General features: G+C 39.5%; 19 protein-coding genes and 1 tRNA gene. 17 read left to right on the forward strand and 3 right to left on the reverse strand.

What is annotated here, in order from left to right; all coding sequences use genetic code 11:
- Nucleotides 1–145 precede the first annotated feature (145 nt).
- The 3 genes from QMD82_06480 to fabF all read left to right on the forward strand — a co-directional run bounded on the left by QMD82_06480 (nucleotide 146) and on the right by fabF (nucleotide 1,798).
- Nucleotides 146–230, forward strand: a tRNA-Leu gene (locus tag QMD82_06480).
- Nucleotides 231–269: 39 nt separating this feature from the next.
- Complete coding sequence (gene acpP, locus QMD82_06485) at nucleotides 270–506, forward strand: acyl carrier protein (GenBank protein MDI6851560.1); 237 nt, start codon at nucleotides 270–272, stop codon at nucleotides 504–506.
- Nucleotides 507–556: 50 nt separating this feature from the next.
- A complete protein-coding gene (fabF, locus tag QMD82_06490) occupies nucleotides 557–1,798 on the forward strand; it encodes a beta-ketoacyl-ACP synthase II (protein ID MDI6851561.1) in 1,242 nt (413 codons plus the stop codon).
- Here fabF and QMD82_06495 read toward each other — a convergent pair.
- From QMD82_06495 to QMD82_06505, 3 genes are read right to left on the reverse strand one after another with little or no spacing between them, the layout of a single operon-like run.
- Complete coding sequence (locus tag QMD82_06495; protein ID MDI6851562.1) at nucleotides 1,779–3,650, reverse strand: DUF3488 and transglutaminase-like domain-containing protein; 1,872 nt, start codon at nucleotides 3,648–3,650, stop codon at nucleotides 1,779–1,781. The two genes, fabF and QMD82_06495, sit on opposite strands and share 20 nt — an antisense overlap.
- Nucleotides 3,640–4,536, reverse strand: a complete 897-nt coding sequence (locus tag QMD82_06500; protein ID MDI6851563.1) for a DUF58 domain-containing protein — start codon at nucleotides 4,534–4,536, stop codon at nucleotides 3,640–3,642. Before QMD82_06500 ends, QMD82_06495 begins: the two co-directional genes overlap by 11 nt.
- A complete protein-coding gene (locus QMD82_06505; protein MDI6851564.1) occupies nucleotides 4,537–5,445 on the reverse strand; it encodes a MoxR family ATPase in 909 nt (302 codons plus the stop codon). It abuts the gene before it with no gap.
- A 235-nt stretch (nucleotides 5,446–5,680) separates the two neighbouring features.
- Here QMD82_06505 and QMD82_06510 point away from each other — a divergent pair, with 235 nt between their 5' ends.
- From QMD82_06510 to QMD82_06575, 14 genes are all read left to right on the forward strand, one after another.
- Nucleotides 5,681–6,016 carry a hypothetical protein gene (locus tag QMD82_06510; GenBank protein ID MDI6851565.1) on the forward strand — a complete coding sequence of 112 codons (336 nt, stop codon included), beginning with the start codon at nucleotides 5,681–5,683 and terminating at the stop codon, nucleotides 6,014–6,016.
- Nucleotides 6,017–6,162: 146 nt separating this feature from the next.
- The gene (locus QMD82_06515) at nucleotides 6,163–6,630 is read left to right on the forward strand and encodes a peptidylprolyl isomerase (protein ID MDI6851566.1); all 468 of its coding nucleotides are present in this window, start codon (nucleotides 6,163–6,165) and stop codon (nucleotides 6,628–6,630) included.
- Nucleotides 6,631–6,632: 2 nt separating this feature from the next.
- Complete coding sequence (locus QMD82_06520) at nucleotides 6,633–7,055, forward strand: hypothetical protein (protein ID MDI6851567.1); 423 nt, start codon at nucleotides 6,633–6,635, stop codon at nucleotides 7,053–7,055.
- Nucleotides 7,033–7,716 (forward strand): YggS family pyridoxal phosphate-dependent enzyme, encoded by a 684-nt coding sequence (locus QMD82_06525; GenBank protein ID MDI6851568.1) that lies wholly within the window; start codon nucleotides 7,033–7,035, stop codon nucleotides 7,714–7,716. The genes QMD82_06520 and QMD82_06525 overlap by 23 nt, the downstream gene beginning before the upstream one ends.
- Nucleotides 7,713–8,174 (forward strand): DivIVA domain-containing protein, encoded by a 462-nt coding sequence (locus QMD82_06530; protein ID MDI6851569.1) that lies wholly within the window; start codon nucleotides 7,713–7,715, stop codon nucleotides 8,172–8,174. The genes QMD82_06525 and QMD82_06530 overlap by 4 nt, the downstream gene beginning before the upstream one ends.
- Complete coding sequence (locus tag QMD82_06535) at nucleotides 8,161–8,979, forward strand: purine-nucleoside phosphorylase (GenBank protein ID MDI6851570.1); 819 nt, start codon at nucleotides 8,161–8,163, stop codon at nucleotides 8,977–8,979. Before QMD82_06530 ends, QMD82_06535 begins: the two co-directional genes overlap by 14 nt.
- On the forward strand, nucleotides 8,980–10,254 hold the full coding sequence (gene purD, locus QMD82_06540; GenBank protein MDI6851571.1) for a phosphoribosylamine--glycine ligase: 1,275 nt from the start codon (nucleotides 8,980–8,982) through the stop codon (nucleotides 10,252–10,254).
- 8 nt (nucleotides 10,255–10,262) lie between these two features.
- The gene (gene rfaE2 / locus QMD82_06545; GenBank protein ID MDI6851572.1) at nucleotides 10,263–10,736 is read left to right on the forward strand and encodes a D-glycero-beta-D-manno-heptose 1-phosphate adenylyltransferase; all 474 of its coding nucleotides are present in this window, start codon (nucleotides 10,263–10,265) and stop codon (nucleotides 10,734–10,736) included.
- A complete protein-coding gene (gene dacB, locus QMD82_06550; GenBank protein MDI6851573.1) occupies nucleotides 10,729–12,054 on the forward strand; it encodes a D-alanyl-D-alanine carboxypeptidase/D-alanyl-D-alanine-endopeptidase in 1,326 nt (441 codons plus the stop codon). The genes rfaE2 and dacB overlap by 8 nt, the downstream gene beginning before the upstream one ends.
- The gene (locus tag QMD82_06555; protein ID MDI6851574.1) at nucleotides 12,054–13,334 is read left to right on the forward strand and encodes an aspartate aminotransferase family protein; all 1,281 of its coding nucleotides are present in this window, start codon (nucleotides 12,054–12,056) and stop codon (nucleotides 13,332–13,334) included. Before dacB ends, QMD82_06555 begins: the two co-directional genes overlap by 1 nt.
- Entirely contained in the window at nucleotides 13,331–14,263 is a 933-nt protein-coding gene (locus QMD82_06560; GenBank protein MDI6851575.1) for a hypothetical protein, read from the forward strand. The genes QMD82_06555 and QMD82_06560 overlap by 4 nt, the downstream gene beginning before the upstream one ends.
- Nucleotides 14,232–15,254: an acyl-CoA reductase gene (locus tag QMD82_06565; GenBank protein ID MDI6851576.1), complete on the forward strand. Its 1,023-nt coding sequence runs from the start codon at nucleotides 14,232–14,234 to the stop codon at nucleotides 15,252–15,254. Before QMD82_06560 ends, QMD82_06565 begins: the two co-directional genes overlap by 32 nt.
- Before the next feature lies 1 nt (nucleotide 15,255).
- On the forward strand, nucleotides 15,256–15,690 hold the full coding sequence (locus QMD82_06570; protein MDI6851577.1) for a 6-carboxytetrahydropterin synthase: 435 nt from the start codon (nucleotides 15,256–15,258) through the stop codon (nucleotides 15,688–15,690).
- Nucleotides 15,687–16,213, forward strand: a 527-nt coding sequence (locus QMD82_06575) for a 7-carboxy-7-deazaguanine synthase QueE (protein MDI6851578.1), incomplete at its 3' end; no start/stop codon positions are given. The genes QMD82_06570 and QMD82_06575, both read left to right, overlap by 4 nt.

A 16,213-nucleotide genomic window follows, 5' to 3' on the forward strand; every position in this document is an offset into this window, starting at 1 on the left:
CCTTGTCCTTAAATATTTTAATGTGTTGGCCTGGGAAAGCAAATAGAAAGTCTTTTCTTTTAATTGATAAGGCTTTTTAAAATACGTTTTATAAAAGGCCATGTCGTTTGATTTTTCCTTTACCTTTCCCTAAAATTAACACATCGCCGAGGTGGCGGAACTGGCAGACGCGCTGCCCTCAGGAGGCAGTGGGTGTTCGACCCGTGCGGGTTCAAATCCCGCCCTCGGCAAAAAGTAGAAACAAAACATAAGTTCAAAAGGAGGTAGTTATGGATATATTTGCTACTCTAAAAGAGATAATAGTGGACAAACTGTCAGTCTCTGAAGATCAGATAAAGCCTGAATCAAGGTTCATGGAAGACCTTGGTGCTGATTCTCTCGATGTAGTTGAGCTTGTTATGGCTATAGAAGAAAAATTTGGAATTGAGATACCTGATGAAGATGCGGAGAAAATAAGAACTGTGCAGGATGCAATCAATTACATAAAAGCAAAGATAGGCGGTTAAGATAGCAGGATTATTATTCTGCTTTTAACCTGTTTGTTTTTTCAATTAATATGAAAAGAAGAGTTGTAGTTACAGGGGTGGGGGTGGTTACCCCTGTTGGTAAAAATGTAAATGATTTCTGGGAGGCTCTTTTATCTGCGAAAAATGGAATAAAAGTAATCGACCGGTTCGACGTATCCCAGTTCCCGACCAAAATTGCTGGATTAATTGAAGATTTTCATCCAGAAGAACGGTTTGATCCAAAAGAACTTAAAAGAATGGACCTCGTAACCCAATATGGACTATATGCTGCTCATGAAGCGGTAAGTGATGCTGGTTTAATTGAGGGTAAATTCGATCCATGTAGGGTTGGGGTTATATTCTCTTCAGGGATAGGCGGGATTAAAACGCTGGAAGAAGAGGTTATAAAACTCAAAGAGCAAGGACCACGAAGAGTTAGTCCTTTTCTTGTTCCTATGATGATTGTTGATATTACCCCGGGGCACATTGCAATGAGATATGGTTTCAAAGGCCCCAACTATTCTGTAGTCTCGGCATGTGCTTCCTCCGCCCATGCTATTGGTGACGCATACAGGATGATCAAATATGGTGATGCTGATATCATTATCGCAGGTGGTGCTGAAGCTCCTGTTACGCCTATCGGACTTGCTGGTTTCTGTAGCATGAGAGCTCTTTCTACAAGAAATGATGAACCACAGAAGGCCTCGAGGCCCTTTGATAAAGAACGCGACGGTTTCGTAATGGCTGAAGGTGCTGGTGCTGTTGTTCTGGAAGAGCTCGAACACGCACTAAAGAGGGGGGCCAAAATTTACGCAGAAGTGGTCGGATACGGAGCCACTGCCGATGCTTATCACATAACAGCACCACATCCCGATGGCGAGGGAGCGGTTAATTCAATGAGACTTGCTATTGAAGAGGCTGGAATTTCTCCTGAAGAAGTAAGTTACATAAACGCCCACGGTACTTCAACCCAGCTAAACGATATTGCCGAAACGAAGGCGATTAAGAAACTATTTGGCGAGCATGCCTATAAGATTCCTGTTTCGTCTACTAAGTCCATGACCGGACACCTACTTGGGGCTGCCGGAGCAGTGGAATTCATTGCATCCGTTATGAGTGTCTATACCGATAAAATACATCCTACCCGAAATTACGAATTTCCAGATCCGGAGTGTGACCTTGACTATGTTCCCGGAACTTATAGAGAAGTAATTGTAAATTACGCCCTTTCAAATTCTTTTGGCTTTGGAGGACACAACGCCTCTTTATTGGTTAAGAAATACTCTGTCTAAAATTTTCGAATTTTCTTCTAAGTTTTTCTAAGTCACAGTTCGTTGAAAATCTGCATTTTGTATATTCGGCAAGAAAATCAGTAGCTTCGGGAATTTTGACAAGGTCTGCGATTTCCTTAGCGGTCATTGAAGGGGTTAAATTGTACCCCTTTCTTTTTAATATTTTCTCAAACTTTCTGTAGTATTGAGTAGCGGGATGAGTTTTGTATCTTACTCGCTTTAGAACTAACACAAAGCCGAGCGCGATTATAAATATGAATGCTGCATTCCCCAATAGGGTTAAAAGTTTTTTCTTGAAGAGATTTTTAATGGAATACTGGATTGCGTTGAATATTCTAATCTGATTCGTAAAACTGAATTCAAGAACTTGTGTTGTCCAGACATATGAAAGGTAATCAAAATATTCTGTTAGCTTATTTAAGACTATTTTCTCTTCCTGATAGGGAGGGGTCGGATCGAGGGGAATCCATCTGTTGGTATAAAAATATTCTACCCAGGTGTGGGCGTGTCTTGTCCTCACGATGAAGTAGTTTCCAAAGGAGTTCCATTCTTTTGTAATATAGCCTGCTACAATTCTTGATGGGATTCCTACTCTTCTTAAAATCAAAGCAGTAAGGGTTGCAAAATATTCACAGTGGCCTTTGCGAGTCTTTAGGAAATAATGTATCCAGTTTGTGTCTGAGGTAAGTTCAATGGAGTATTTGTAATTTTTCAAAAAATATTCCTTTACTTTTTGTGCAATTTCACCAGGATTAGTCCCATTAAAATTATTCTCTTCAATTAAAGAATCAACTATTTCAATATATGCCTCTGGAACCGACAGGAAATCCACCCCTACCGGGAATTCATTATCGGGAATTGAGGATGAAAAGGCTTTGTAATTGACTTTTCTGTTGATTTCATGTCCTGTCGTTAAAAACACCTTTCCCCAAGATTTCTTAAATGAAAATCTTCTAAAATCTATTGATTCTGGAAAGTCAGGAGCATAAAGAGCTTTTGTGGACATTGGCTCAAGGGTGATTAAGAAAGTCCTTGCCCCCGCCCTATATTTGGAGTCACTTTTGTAACTCCATCCCGTCGTATTTTCAGGGACTCTTATCCAAGTGTTTTTTTTGTAAACGTTATAAACGTTTCCACGGACATAGAGGAAGTTTTCATGTCTTTTCATGAGTGGCTTTATCCTCATTAAAACTTGGTCTCTTCTATTCATGTATTCCACCTTGCCGATTTGGAGTTCGTTGCCAAATCCTTCCTTTCGAGCAGGCGAATAAATTTGAGCGCGGATAAGAACATATGGGGAACGGGGAAGAATTATGAAGAAGAAAAGTGACATCAAAACAGTAACAAGCCCAAATCCAATTCCAAAGTTTCTCAGTGTCTTGAGGAGGTCTTCTTCAAGGTTTGTTTCTCGTCGGTCATCTATGTAAGTGATTATTAATAAGGCTATGGAGGCTGAAACTATGTAGAGTACAAGGTAAAGTAAAAAGACAAAGGAGTAGTGAAAAATGGCGCTGTCAACAAAGTTGAAAAAAGAAAGGGCTACAATTTGTTTCAAATCCCGCAAAGTTTTTTTACCGAGAATCTTTATGATGCTCAGGGACATGATCCAGTAAGCGATTGCTTCGAAGGGTATTCTCAAGGCTAAAATAAAAAGGAAAAGGGTCAAAAGGACACCAAGTACTGTCAAAATTTTGCTGGAAATATAAAATTCTTTTGTAAGATCCAGATAAAATGAGATAAAAAGAAGAACTAAGAAAGAGAGACCCATTGGTGCCAGTGTATGAGCTAAGCTTACCATTGCAACGGTGAGTGGTAGATAAACAACGATTTTTATTCTCTTGTCAACTTTCATAACCTAAAAGAGCGAGTTCTTCAAGAATTTTTATCTTTTGCTTAATGCCAGAATCTGGGGGAATAATGGCTTTGCCATCAATCTTTAATCCCACGCTGTGTCCTTGTTCTAAGTATTGGACTGCTAAGGAAGCTACTCTTTCGATTTCCTCTTCCGATGCAGTTGAAGCGATATCAAGGTTTAAGACCTGAAAATTTTCGTCCCGGAATATTTTAACATAAAGTCTTTCGTCTTTGATTTTTTTCCAGTGAATTCTTGAGACTTTGTCCTGAAAGGTGTATTCCCTGAGTCCCATGAAATCCCCTATAGCGCCCTCTTTACTTGATTCTGCTCCCCATCCTGTGTTTTCTGGAGACTCTATTGTTATATCCCTCTCTATTTTGTATATGTGTGGGAAAACAAGGAGTTTCAGATTCATGGGGTAGAACATTTCCCTTATGGTAAAACTAAGTGGGAATGTGGTGCCAACAAAGATTGATTCAACGTCCTTGTAGCCTCTCTTTTCAAAGTAGCAGGGCAAAAGTCCTTCTTTGAAACTTGATGGTGGAATTATTTCAAAAACCACTTTTTCTTTTTCTGATCTTTTGACGTAGATGAGAAATAGAGGCAAAGGACTTTTGTTTTTTACTCTGACTTTCAGATAGTTAACCGTTTTTGCATACATTTCCTCAGGTGCTATTATAGAGATTTGGATGGACTTTAAACTTAGATAGCTTATAAAACCGGAGAGTGCCATTATGGATAATAGCGCTGCAAGAAAGAAGTAGAGGAGATTGTTCCCTGAGTTTACCGCTGCAAAACCGAGCAATAAAGTAAGTATAGCGTAATACCTACCCCATTTTTTAAGTTTTACGTAGGAAACAAAAGGTTTGGGCTTTCTGAACATTTATCTTGGAACGGGAATCTTCTCTATGAAATCTTTTAGAAAAACTGAGACATCGCATGCTGGAACGTCACAGATAATCCTATGACTTGCCACGTAAGGGAAAATTTCTTTAACATCTTCTGGAATTACGTAGTCTCGTTCCTCAATGAGTGCTTTAGCTCTTGAACATTTTAAAAGGTGAATAGATGCCCTTGAACTTAATCCCTCTTTGATAGAGGGATTACTTCTTGTGGAGATAACAATTTCTGAGATGTAGTCAATGATAGAATCGTCCACCTTAACCTTTGAAACTTCCTGCTGGATGGTGAGAAACTCTTCCTTTGTAACTAATTGGTTTAGGGTTGGAATTAAATATCTTGGGTCCCCTGCCTTTAGTATTTCCTGCTCTACCTCCTTTGAAGGATATTCTATTTTGATTTTCATTAGAAACCTGTCAGTCTGTGTAATGGGAAGAGGGAATGTTCCTGCGTAGTCCATGGGATTCTGCGTCGCAAAAACTATAAAAGGTTTATCAAGCTCGTAGGTCTTCCCTTCAATTGTAACGTGTCTTTCTTCCATCACCTCAATTAAGGCGCTCTGGGTTTTGGGGGAGGCCCTGTTAATTTCATCAACAAGGACGAAGTTGGCAAAGATGGGGCCAGGGTGAAAATCAAAAGTTCCTGTTTTTAAGTTAAAAATGTTTGTTCCCAATATGTCTGAAGGCAAGACATCACTTGTAAACTGTATTCTGCGGAAGGTTAGACCAAAAATTTTTGCAAAGGTTAGTACAAAAGTCGTCTTGCCAACGCCGGTGGGTCCCTCCAGGAGGACGTGCCCATCGGCGACAATAGCAGTTAAGACTGCTTTGATTATGTCATCCTGTCCTTTTATGACTTTTTTGGCTTCTGTTATAATTTCGCTAAATTGCATATAGTCAATTATAAATCAGAGTCACTGTATTGTGAAAGCGTGGATAATGATTTTAGGTTGCAGATGCGTATCCATTTGTGCCTCAAAAGATTGACGCACAAATTCCGGTTGTATTATGCTACCTTGGTGAAATGTCCTGCACAAAAGGAAGAATACTCTGTAATAACCTTTATTGCTTTTACTGCCAGAATAAGCATTCTTTTGTTTCTTTTATCAATTTTGGGGTGCGGTTTTAATGAGAGTTTCAGCAGCAATGTTGCTCTATTCAGGAGGGGACACACCCCAACGAACGTCATCAGATTTGTTTGAAATGTATATAAGTATGCCACTTTATATTATCAACCCTGTAATTACACTCCTATTGTTTAAAAACAACGTTTTCTTAATTTTAATGGCTTTCCTATTCCCGGGGGTGGTGGACGGGTTAAGAAAACTTCGTTTTTCGTATTTAGAAAGAATTAGGAAGCCTAAAACGAGGTGGGAGGAAGCCAAGGTCTATTTAATTGCTGAATTATGGCTTCTTCTTCTGCTACGGAGGCTTAAGTGTAGTGAGATTGTTAGTAAGCTGTGATTTGATATAGCTTAATTCCAGTTCTTCTGACAGCTTGTAAATGCACAACGAACATTTTGAGCATATCATTTTTGAAGTACGCCGTTTTTTTTTGACAATTTACTCCCGAGACTTAATAATTATGAAAACCTGAAGAGGAGGAAATAATGGAAGTTGTAGATAACAAAAAAGTAGTAGCGATAGAGTATACAATGACTCTGGATGATGGGAATTTGATTGACGCTACAAAGGGGGAACCTTTTGTTTTCCTTTTTGGCGTTGGCGAAATTTTTCCGAAATTGGAAGATGGGATGAAAGGTATGAAGGTTGGTGAAGAGAAAGACATAGTGCTGGAGCCCGACGAGGCTTTTGGTGAGTATGATCCCGAAGCGGTTCAGGTTATTCCACAGGAATACTTTGGTGAAGAGGAACCAATTGTTGGAATGCAGTATTATGCCCATTTTGAAGAAGGAAATGAAATACCCTTTTATGTAAAAGATGTTAAGGATGGGAACGTAACCATTGATTTTAACCATCCCTTTGCAGGCCATAGAATACATTTTCACATAAAAGTTGTAAATGTAAGGGATGCATCGCCAGAAGAACTGGAACACGGGCATGCCCATCACATATAAATATGTCGGAACCAAAGGAGTGGTATTCACTTCCTGTTAGGGATAAGAAAAGAAGAACTAAGTTTCTAATTTTATTTGTGGTTTCTGTAGGGATTTTCTGGTTTGCGTTTGGGACGTTCTGGGGAATTTTTTCTTTAATAGTAATTGCTCTTGTACTTCTCCCGTTCTATACAAAGACCGTTTACCGCATTGAAAAAGGGAAAATTTATATTAAGAAACCTTTTTACATTCTTGAAAAAGACCTTAGCTATTATAAAAAAATCGTAAAAGACAGGTACGGCCTTTTTCTTTCTCCTTTTAAGAAAAACACACCCCTTGAAAATTTTCGAGGACTTTTTTTACAGGTTGATGACGAAAGTTTGAAGGATGAGATTTATAAGTATCTAAAAGGAGTAATTGAAGGTGCTCACGAAGGAGACAGTTGAGCAAAATATAAGAAGATTAAGAGAGAATATTGGAGAAATTAAGGCACGTTATGGTATCGAAAGGGATATATTGATTGAAGCAATAACTAAGGGAGTAGACGCTGAAAAAATTCTGTGGGCTTATGAGGCTGGAATTAAAGTTATGGGAGAGAACAGGGTTCAGGAGGCACTTCTTAAAATACCTTTCCTTTCTTTGGACATTGAGTGGCATCTGGTAGGGCACCTTCAAACTAACAAAGTTAAACACGCATTGAAGATTTTTAATGTTATAGAGTCGGTTGATAGAGTTGAACTTATCGAGGCCCTTGATAGGAGATTAACTGAACCGTTAGAAATATTTATTGAAGTGAACACCTCAATGGAACCTCAGAAAACAGGTTGTAAAATCGAAGAAGTAGATAGACTGGTAGAAGAGATCCTTAAAAGGGATAAACTTATGCTTACAGGGTTTATGACTGTGGGCCCTTATCCCGTTGAAGAAAAAAGAAGTAGGGAGGCTTTTGCCAGGTTGCGAGATATAAAGGAAAGAATTGAAAGGGAGTTTGGGTTTTCCATTAAATGGCTTTCTATGGGTATGACAGAAGATTACCCTTATGCAATTTTAGAAGGCGCCAATCTTTTGAGGATTGGGCGGGGAATTTTTGGGGAGGTAAATAGATGAGGCTTACTCCGCTGGAAATTAGAAAAGCAACCTTTAAAACGAAGTTTAGGGGGTTTGACCCCGAGGAAGTGCTTACATATTTAGAGATGATTTCAAATGAGTTTGAGAAGCTAATCCAAGAGAATGAGCGTCTTAAGGAGCGAATAATGGTTATGGAAAAGAAGCTTTCAGAGTACGAAGAACTTGAGGAGAGTCTCAAAAAAGCGTTGTTTCTTGCACAGCAGTCTTCTGAACAGGTTATCACCAACGCTCAGGAAAGGGCTCAGAATATCATAAAAGAGGCTCAAGTTAAGGCAGAGAAGATGATTGCGGAAGTGGCTCTGAGAAGGTCACGGTTGGAAGACGAGATTCAGAGGCTGGAGAAAAGAAAGTATGAGATTCTACAGAAACTCAGAGGCGAAATGGAATACTATTTAAGACTTCTATCAAGGGAGGTAGGAGACGTTGAGGGAAAGTGAGATTATATCCAAGGCAGTGAGCCTTTTAAAATCTAAGGGTGTGGATAAGGTTGATGCTGCAATTGTACTTGGGTCTGGCCTTGGGTCTCTTGCAGATGGTGTAAAAGAGTTTTTCAAAATTAGGTACTCTGATGTTGAAGGGTTTCCCGTGTCTACCGTAGAGGGACATGAAGGGGTTTTGATTTACGGTGAACTTGAAAGTAAGAAGGTACTGGTTTATAAGGGTAGATTTCATTATTATGAAGGTTATTCCACAAGGGAAGCTACATTGCCTCTTAGGGTTTTAAAACCGCTTGGTGTAAAGGTACTAATCCTTACCAATGCTGCTGGTGGAGTTGTCCCTTCAATGAAACCCGGTGATATCATGCTTATCAGGGATCATATCAATTTAATCCCTGACAATCCTCTCCGTGGCCCCAATTTGGAAGAATTTGGTCCACGTTTTCCATCAATGCACGATGCCTACGATGAGGAACTTAGAAAGCTTGCAAAACAGTCGGCACTTGAAGAAGGTGTCTTTTTAAAAGAAGGGGTTTATGTGGCTTTGCAAGGTCCTTCTCTGGAAACTCCGTCAGAGTACCTCTTTGTGAGGGCAATCGGAGGAGATGCGGTTGGAATGTCAACCGCTCCGGAAGTCATCGTGACAAGACACATGGGTATTAAAGTCCTTGCTTTTTCTATAATTACCAATGTGGCAAATCCTTATGCTCCTTCTCCTGCAACCCATGAAGAGGTGTTACAAATAGCCAATGAAGCGGGCAAAAAGTTGGAAAAGATAATCCGAAGAGTAGTAAGGAGTCTTTAGATGAAAGTTGCGGTTATAGGAAAGGGTGGCCGTGAGGATGCGATTACACACAAAATTTCTCAATCTCCACTGGTAGAGAAACTTTTTGTTATTCCTGGAAACCCCGGAACTGCAAGATACGCAGAAAATGTTAACATAGAAATCAGCGATTTTGCATCGATTTTAAATTTTGTGAATTCAGAAAAGGTTGATATTGTGATACCTGGTCCAGAACTTCCTATTTCTAAAGGTATAAAGAATTATTTGGAATCAAATTCTAAGACCTTTGTCTTTGCTCCTCTGTTAGAATCTTCCTTTCTTGAGGCATCAAAAATTCGTGCCAAGGAGTTTATGAAAAGAAATGCGGTTCCTACTGCCGATTTCAAAGCTTTTAATGATTATGAAGAAGCTTTAAGATACGTAAAAGGGCTTGATAGTTATCCAATTGTTATCAAGGCAGATGGGCTTGCAGAGGGAAAAGGTGTTTCTATTGCCTATACACCTGCTGAAGCCATTTCCATTTTGTACGAGTATATGGTAGAGTTGAAATTCGGGGAGTCTTCTAAGAAAATTTTAATAGAGGAGTTTCTTACTGGTGTTGAGTACTCGGTTTTCGTGGTGACCGATGGTGAAGATTTTCTTTGGATAGGTGATGCTTCAGATTATAAAAGGGCATACGATGGTGATAAGGGGCCCAACACGGGTGGAATGGGTTCGGTTTCCCCCGTCCCTTTCCTCAGTGAGGAAATGAAAAATATCACAAGAAATGCAGTAATAAAACCTACAATTGAGGGATTAAAAAGAGAAGGCATTCCCTACATGGGGTTCCTTTACTTTGGCCTTATATGGACCTCAAAAGGGCCTAAAGTTCTGGAGTTCAACGTAAGACTCGGTGATCCCGAGGCCCAGGTAGTACTTCCAAGGTTGAAGAATGATCTCGTGGAAATTATAATGTCTGCAAAGGAGCACAAACTAAAGGACGTAAAGGTAGAATTTGATACACGGGTTGCAGTTTGCGTAGTCATCGCCAGCGGCGGTTATCCTGTTCACTATGAAAAAGGAAAGTCAATACACGGTTTGAATAAAATAACCAAGGATATACTCGTTTACCACGCGGGTACGAAGGAGATAGATGGTAAGATATATACCGATGGTGGGAGGGTTTTGAACCTTGTAGTCCTCGATAAGGATTTTAATTCTGCGGCGGAAAGAATTTACAGTGAAATTGAAAAAATACATTTCGAGAATATGTTTTACCGAAGGGACATTGGGTCGTTAGAGAGATTCAAGATTTAATCCTCAAAATGGCACAGGATAAAATTAAAACGAGAGAAGAGCTGGCCGAAATATTAAATAGTTTAAAGGGTAATAAGAGAGTTGTGTTCACGAACGGGTGTTTTGATGTACTTCATAGGGGTCATATTGAGTATCTTTACTTTGCTAAAAAGCTGGGAGACTTGCTTGTAGTTGCTGTAAACAGTGATGAATCAGTAAGGAAGCTTAAAGGAGAGGGTAGGCCCATAAATAAATTGGAAGACAGGATGGCCGTTCTTTCTTCTCTTGAAATGGTTGATTATGTTATACCTTTTGAGGAAGATACACCCTATGAAGTTATAAAATTATTGAAGCCTGATATTATAGTGAAAGGTGGAGATTATACTCCTGATGAGGTGGTGGGAAAGGATATTGTTGAGGGTTATGGTGGAAAGGTGGTTATTGCTCCTTATTTAAAGGGCTATTCTACGACTGAACTGTTGAGGAGGATGAAAAATGATTAAATTAATACTGATGTTTTCGGTTTTGTATTATGAGCCCAAAACCTTCACAAATTTGAAGGATGTGGTTGAGTACTATAAGCCTAAACGCGGGTTTACGGGAATCGTCATTCTGGACAGAAAGGGGCAAGAAGTTTTTAGCTACAATGGAGATAGTTATTTTGTTCCCGCTTCGCTTAATAAGATTTTGATTGCATCAACTTTTCTCCATTTTCTTGGCCCCTCCTATACTTTCAAAACCAGTCTTTTAAGAGACTCCAAAAGTGGCAATCTTTATTTTCTGGCGAGTGGTGATCCATCCTTAAAGGTAAAGGACCTTTTTGAAATCTTTTCTTTTATTAAAAGCGCTGGCATTTTGAGTTTCGATACGCTTTACCTGGTTGACTGGGCGTATGACTCCGTTAGATATGGGATGGGCTGGCAATTCAACAACTTAGCCAAGGGGTACATGGCGCCTGTTAGCTCTTTTATATTAGAAAATAACGTGGTGAAGATCTCGCTTTTCAAAATGAACGGATTAGGAACTCGAGTGGTTCCATTTCCCCGAACATCGTTCTTTAAATCCTTTACTCGAGGTGGCCGTAGTTATAAAGTGTATGACATGGTTCGCGGTGATACTGTTATAACAATTTTCGAAGGGGACATAGGTAAACAGATTTTTACTACGAGGAGCATAATAACGCCCGAAAATTTTTTCAAAGAGCAGGTTGATTCCTTGTTAAGGATTCTTTCAATTAAAGTAAAAGATATCAAAATTATAACGGATTTACCTGCATTAAGGTTTGATACTCTTTACATTTACGACTCAAAGCCTGCTTACATTCTTTTGATGGATTTTATGAAGTACAGCTTAAATATATATGGTGAGGCCTTTTTAAAGACCCTTGGTAGAGAGCTATATGGAGGGAAGGGAAGTTTTGAGAAAGGGTTGGCAGCAGTTGATAGTTTTCTTAAAGTTGCCGAGCTCTCTGACCATTTTAAACCTGCTGATGGATCGGGCCTTTCAAGGTATAATCTGGCAACCCCCCACGGTTTTGCTCAATTACTTTATTATCATTACAAAAATATGAGCCACTTCCCCGAATTTGCATCTTTGCTTGCAATTGCGAATGTCGATGGGACTCTTGCGAACAATTACAAGGATTTGCGCGGAATTTTTCGCGGGAAAACAGGAACTCTTTCAGGGGTAACTAATCTTGCGGGATACATAAGGACGAGGAAGGGTGAGGATTATATCTATGTCGTTATGTTGAACAATACTCCGGGCTCACCCAAATATTTTGTAGAGAAAGTTTTAAAATTTATTTACGAGACAATGTAATGAAGGGCTTTGAACTTCCTCTAATAAGAACAGAGGTGCCCGGACCGGTTTCCAAAGATTTAATGAATCGTTTAAAATCTGTGGAGTGTCGGAATATCACATATGTTTCAGACGATTTTCCCATATTTATTGAAAAGAGTTATATGGTGAATGTGTGGGATGTCGATGGGAACAGATTTGTTGACCTGACCTCCTTTTTTGGCGTTTCCCTAATTGGGCACAATCACCCTCTTGTTCGGGAGTCTATCAACACGGCTGATATTGTCAATGGGATGGGTGACGTTTTGCCTTCCCTTTCTAAAGTGGAACTTCTGGAGGGGATTAATTTATTGTTAGGTGGTGGATATAAAGGTATTCTTGCACAAAATGGCGCCGATTCGGTTGAATCTGCTATAAAGACTGCTTGGCTTTACACCGGAAGACAAAAAGTGATCTCCTTTGAGAATGCTTACCATGGGCTTTCCATAGGAACCTTACCCGTGACTTTTAATCCCAAATTTAGACAGCCTTTTTGCGGGACAATACCAGATTGGGGTATATCTGTTCCATTCCCAGGGCTAAAAAAGAGTTCAGAAGAGGTCTTGCAGATCATTGAAAGACACTTGCAGAGTGGTAACGTAGCGATGATTCTCCTTGAACCTATCCAAGCTCGAGGAGGTATTAGGAAGTTTCCGACGGAATTTGTAAAAAAGATATCGGAAATGGCAAAAGATTTCAATGTTCTTCTTGCCTTTGATGAGATTTTTACAGGTTTTGGGAGGTGTGGTAAACTCTTTGCCTTCGAGTACTTTGATGTAAAGCCTGATATAATAATCCTTGGCAAGGCTTTGTCGTCATCTTTCCCCATTTCCGCAATGATGGCGAGGGAAGAAGTAATGGACGCCTGGCCTGTCTCAGAAGGTGAAGCTATTCATACCAGCACGTTTTTAGGCCATCCATTGATATGCAAAGTTGCAAAAAACGTTCTGGACCACATACAGAAAAACAGACTGTGGGACGAAGCAGATTCAAAAGGAAATTACTTCATTAAAAAGCTTATAGCTCTCCAAGAGGAGTTTAGAGAATTTGTCGTGGATGTAAGGGGGTGGGGCCTCCTTATAGGGATTGAACTCAAAGGAATTTCAGCCTTTGACATCTCGAGAGCGCTCCTTAAAAAAGGTTATATAACACTGCCTTCCGGTCCTTATGGAGAAGTTTTGGAATTAACGCCACCTGTAGTGATAACTGAGGAAATTATTGATAATTTTGTCGCCGTACTTAGGGAAGTTCTAAGCCAATGAAACTCCACGAAAAAGTGGCGAAGTACATTTGTGACTCAACAGAATTTGATGAAGAATTGGCCATTGAAATTGTTGAATTTCAGAAAAGGGAAATTCCTTTTTACGCTGATTTTTTAAGAGTTAACGGGATAGACAAAATAAGGAAGATTTCAGAAATACCTTTCTTTCCCGTTGAGTTTTTTAAGAAGTATGAAATCTTTGTGGGTGAGCCTGAAAACTATTTTGAATCGAGTGGAACAACGGGAAACAGGTCTCGTGTTTTCTACAATTCCCGTTCTCTCGAACTTTACAGGATATCTGCTCTCAGATCCTTTCCTGATCTCAACATAAAACATATCTATTCCTTCGTTCCCGATTTTAAAGTAGCAAACCGTTCTTCCTTGGCTTACATGTTAAAAATTTTTGAAGAAAAATACAAAGTAATATATTTAAATGACAGTTATGAAATTGAGGATTTTGAGAAGGCTGTTAGAAGCCTGGAAGAAGTTGAAGAGAGTTCTGTTCTCTTCTTCACCTCCAGCCAACTTCTCAGGGTATCTGAATATATGATAGAAAAAGGAGTAAGGTTTGCAAAGAAACTCATAATTATCGAGACGGGTGGTTACAAGGCCTTAAAAAGAAGGTATATAAGAAGTGAACTCTATTCTTTAGCTGGTTTAGTTTTTGAAAACTCGGAATTTTATACTGAGTATGGTATGACTGAACTCTTTTCTCAGTTTTACTCCGTTTGCAAAGGTATTTACAAAGAACATCCTTATGCCAAGATCTTGACAGAAGGAGAGGGCCTTTTGAAGGTTTTTGATTTTGCAAATCTCTACACCGTTTCTGCCCTGCTTGTTCCCGACCGTGTTGTCGTAAAAGGAAGGTGTTTTGACGTTTTGGGAAGGGTTCAGGAAGATGAGAGGGGATGTGCTTTTACTTTTAGATAAATATAGATTGGCGCTATCCGATTTTTTAGAAAGATTCAAGGTTGGGAAAATAAAATCTGATGTTCAATATCAGCAAAATCTTTTGGTTTCTCTCATTGAACACTATTTGCTCTGCCTTGATTTTTATGAAAAGCTCGAAAATTATCCCTCAGGACCTAAAAATGTTTTTGTTTTTTTGCCCGGAAATGTTCCGGTAATTCCTTTCCAACTTTTACCATTTTTGCTAATAAGTGGAGTAAGGGAAGTTTTTTTTAAGTACCCACGGAGGGAAAGCTCCTTTTATGTCAATCTATCTCAGGTATTGAATTCTTATCTGGGTAATTTCCTGAGGATGGAGGGGGGGTATCTGGAACACTCAATAGCTTTTGAAAGGGCTAAGAATTATCGTTTTGTTATAGGCTTTGGTGGAGAAAGTCTTCAAAAGGTCTTTGAAGCACTTGAAATGCCAGGCAGGTTTTTTGGCCCTAAATTTTCTGTCGGAATTCTCCAAGGAAAAGGTGATAAAGGAGTTTTTGAGAGAGTTGCCTGGGATAACCTTGCCTTTGATACTAAGGGATGTCTTTCTCTGCGTGTACTTTTTACTTTTAACAAGCGTCTGCGGGATGAATTGTGGCATGTTGTTGAAGAAGTTGCGAAAATTTTGCCCCCTGAGAGCGATTTTCACTTTGATGAAAGTGAATATGAGGTATACAAGAACTTCAAATTTTTCGATGAGATAAGAAGGGGTAATAACTTTTTTGTAGTTTTTTCAAAAAATTTCGTAGAACTTTCGGCACCTCGAACCCTCCAAGTAGTAGAGGTGAGTTCGATAGGTGAGATTGAGGAGTTCATAAGAAGGTATAACCTTTATCTGCAAGGTATAGCATCAGACAGCCCGTTCTTGTTTCAAAGTGATGCCTCTATAATTTCGGAGTTTGGTAAATTGCAGTTTACACCTTGCAATTGGTTCTTTGAAAAAGGTGTGAATTATAGGAACTTCTGGGAGGTGTGATATGTTTGAAATTAGATGGGAAACCATAGTGGATTCGGCACACCGTTTGTATGAGCACACCAGGAAGTGTGCATTCCTACATGGGCATAGTTATAGGATAAAGTTGAGAATGGGTGGGAAAGTATCTGGTGATGGCATTCTCGTTGATTTCGGGCTTTTGAAAGAAAAAATACACAATCTCCTCGATCACAAGGTTATCCTTAATCGGAAAGATCCACTGGTTGATGTGCTTAAGACTGCTGGTCAAAAGCTCGTTGTCCTCGACAGGAATCCCAGTGCAGAGAATCTCGCCCTTCTTTGTTGTTCCATTATATTGAGCGAGTTTGAAAATGTTAGCTGGGTTGAGGCCGAAGTGTTCGAAACCCCGAATCAGAGTGGCTTTGTGAGCATGGAGAGAGGTGATCTGGAGAAGGTGGAGTATGAGGTGACAGAATGAAGGCAGTTATCTCCGAGATTTTTAAGTCCATTCAAGGAGAAGGAGCAAACATTGGCGCGCCCTCGGTTTTTGTAAGATTTGGAGGATGCAATCTCCGATGTACTTTCTGCGATACGGCTTACTCTTCTTTCCCCGAGTATGCTGATAATTGGGTTAGCCTTGAAGTAGGTGAGATAGTTAACAAAATTCATGAAATTCGTGGAAGTGCTTATAATCTTGTTTTGACAGGTGGTGAACCACTCCTTCAACAAAAGGCGTTGAGAGAGCTCATAGGCAAAGTTCAGTCTTTTTTCCCATCTATTGAAATTGAAACCAATGGAACTATTTTCCCTACGGAACTTTATAAAATACCGAATATTTCTTACAACGTTTCTGTAAAACTTACCAATTCGGGTGTTAAAGAAGGGCAGAGGATAGTAAATGAGCCTCTTAACTTTTTTTCAAACTACGAGAGAGCATATTTTAAGTTTGTCGTAGAAGATGAAAGAGATGTTACAGAGGTTTTAAATATTGTGGAGAAATA

The sequence above is a fragment of the bacterium genome (assembly GCA_030019025.1).
GTDB lineage: Bacteria > Hydrothermota > Hydrothermia > UBA1063 > UBA1063 > UBA1063.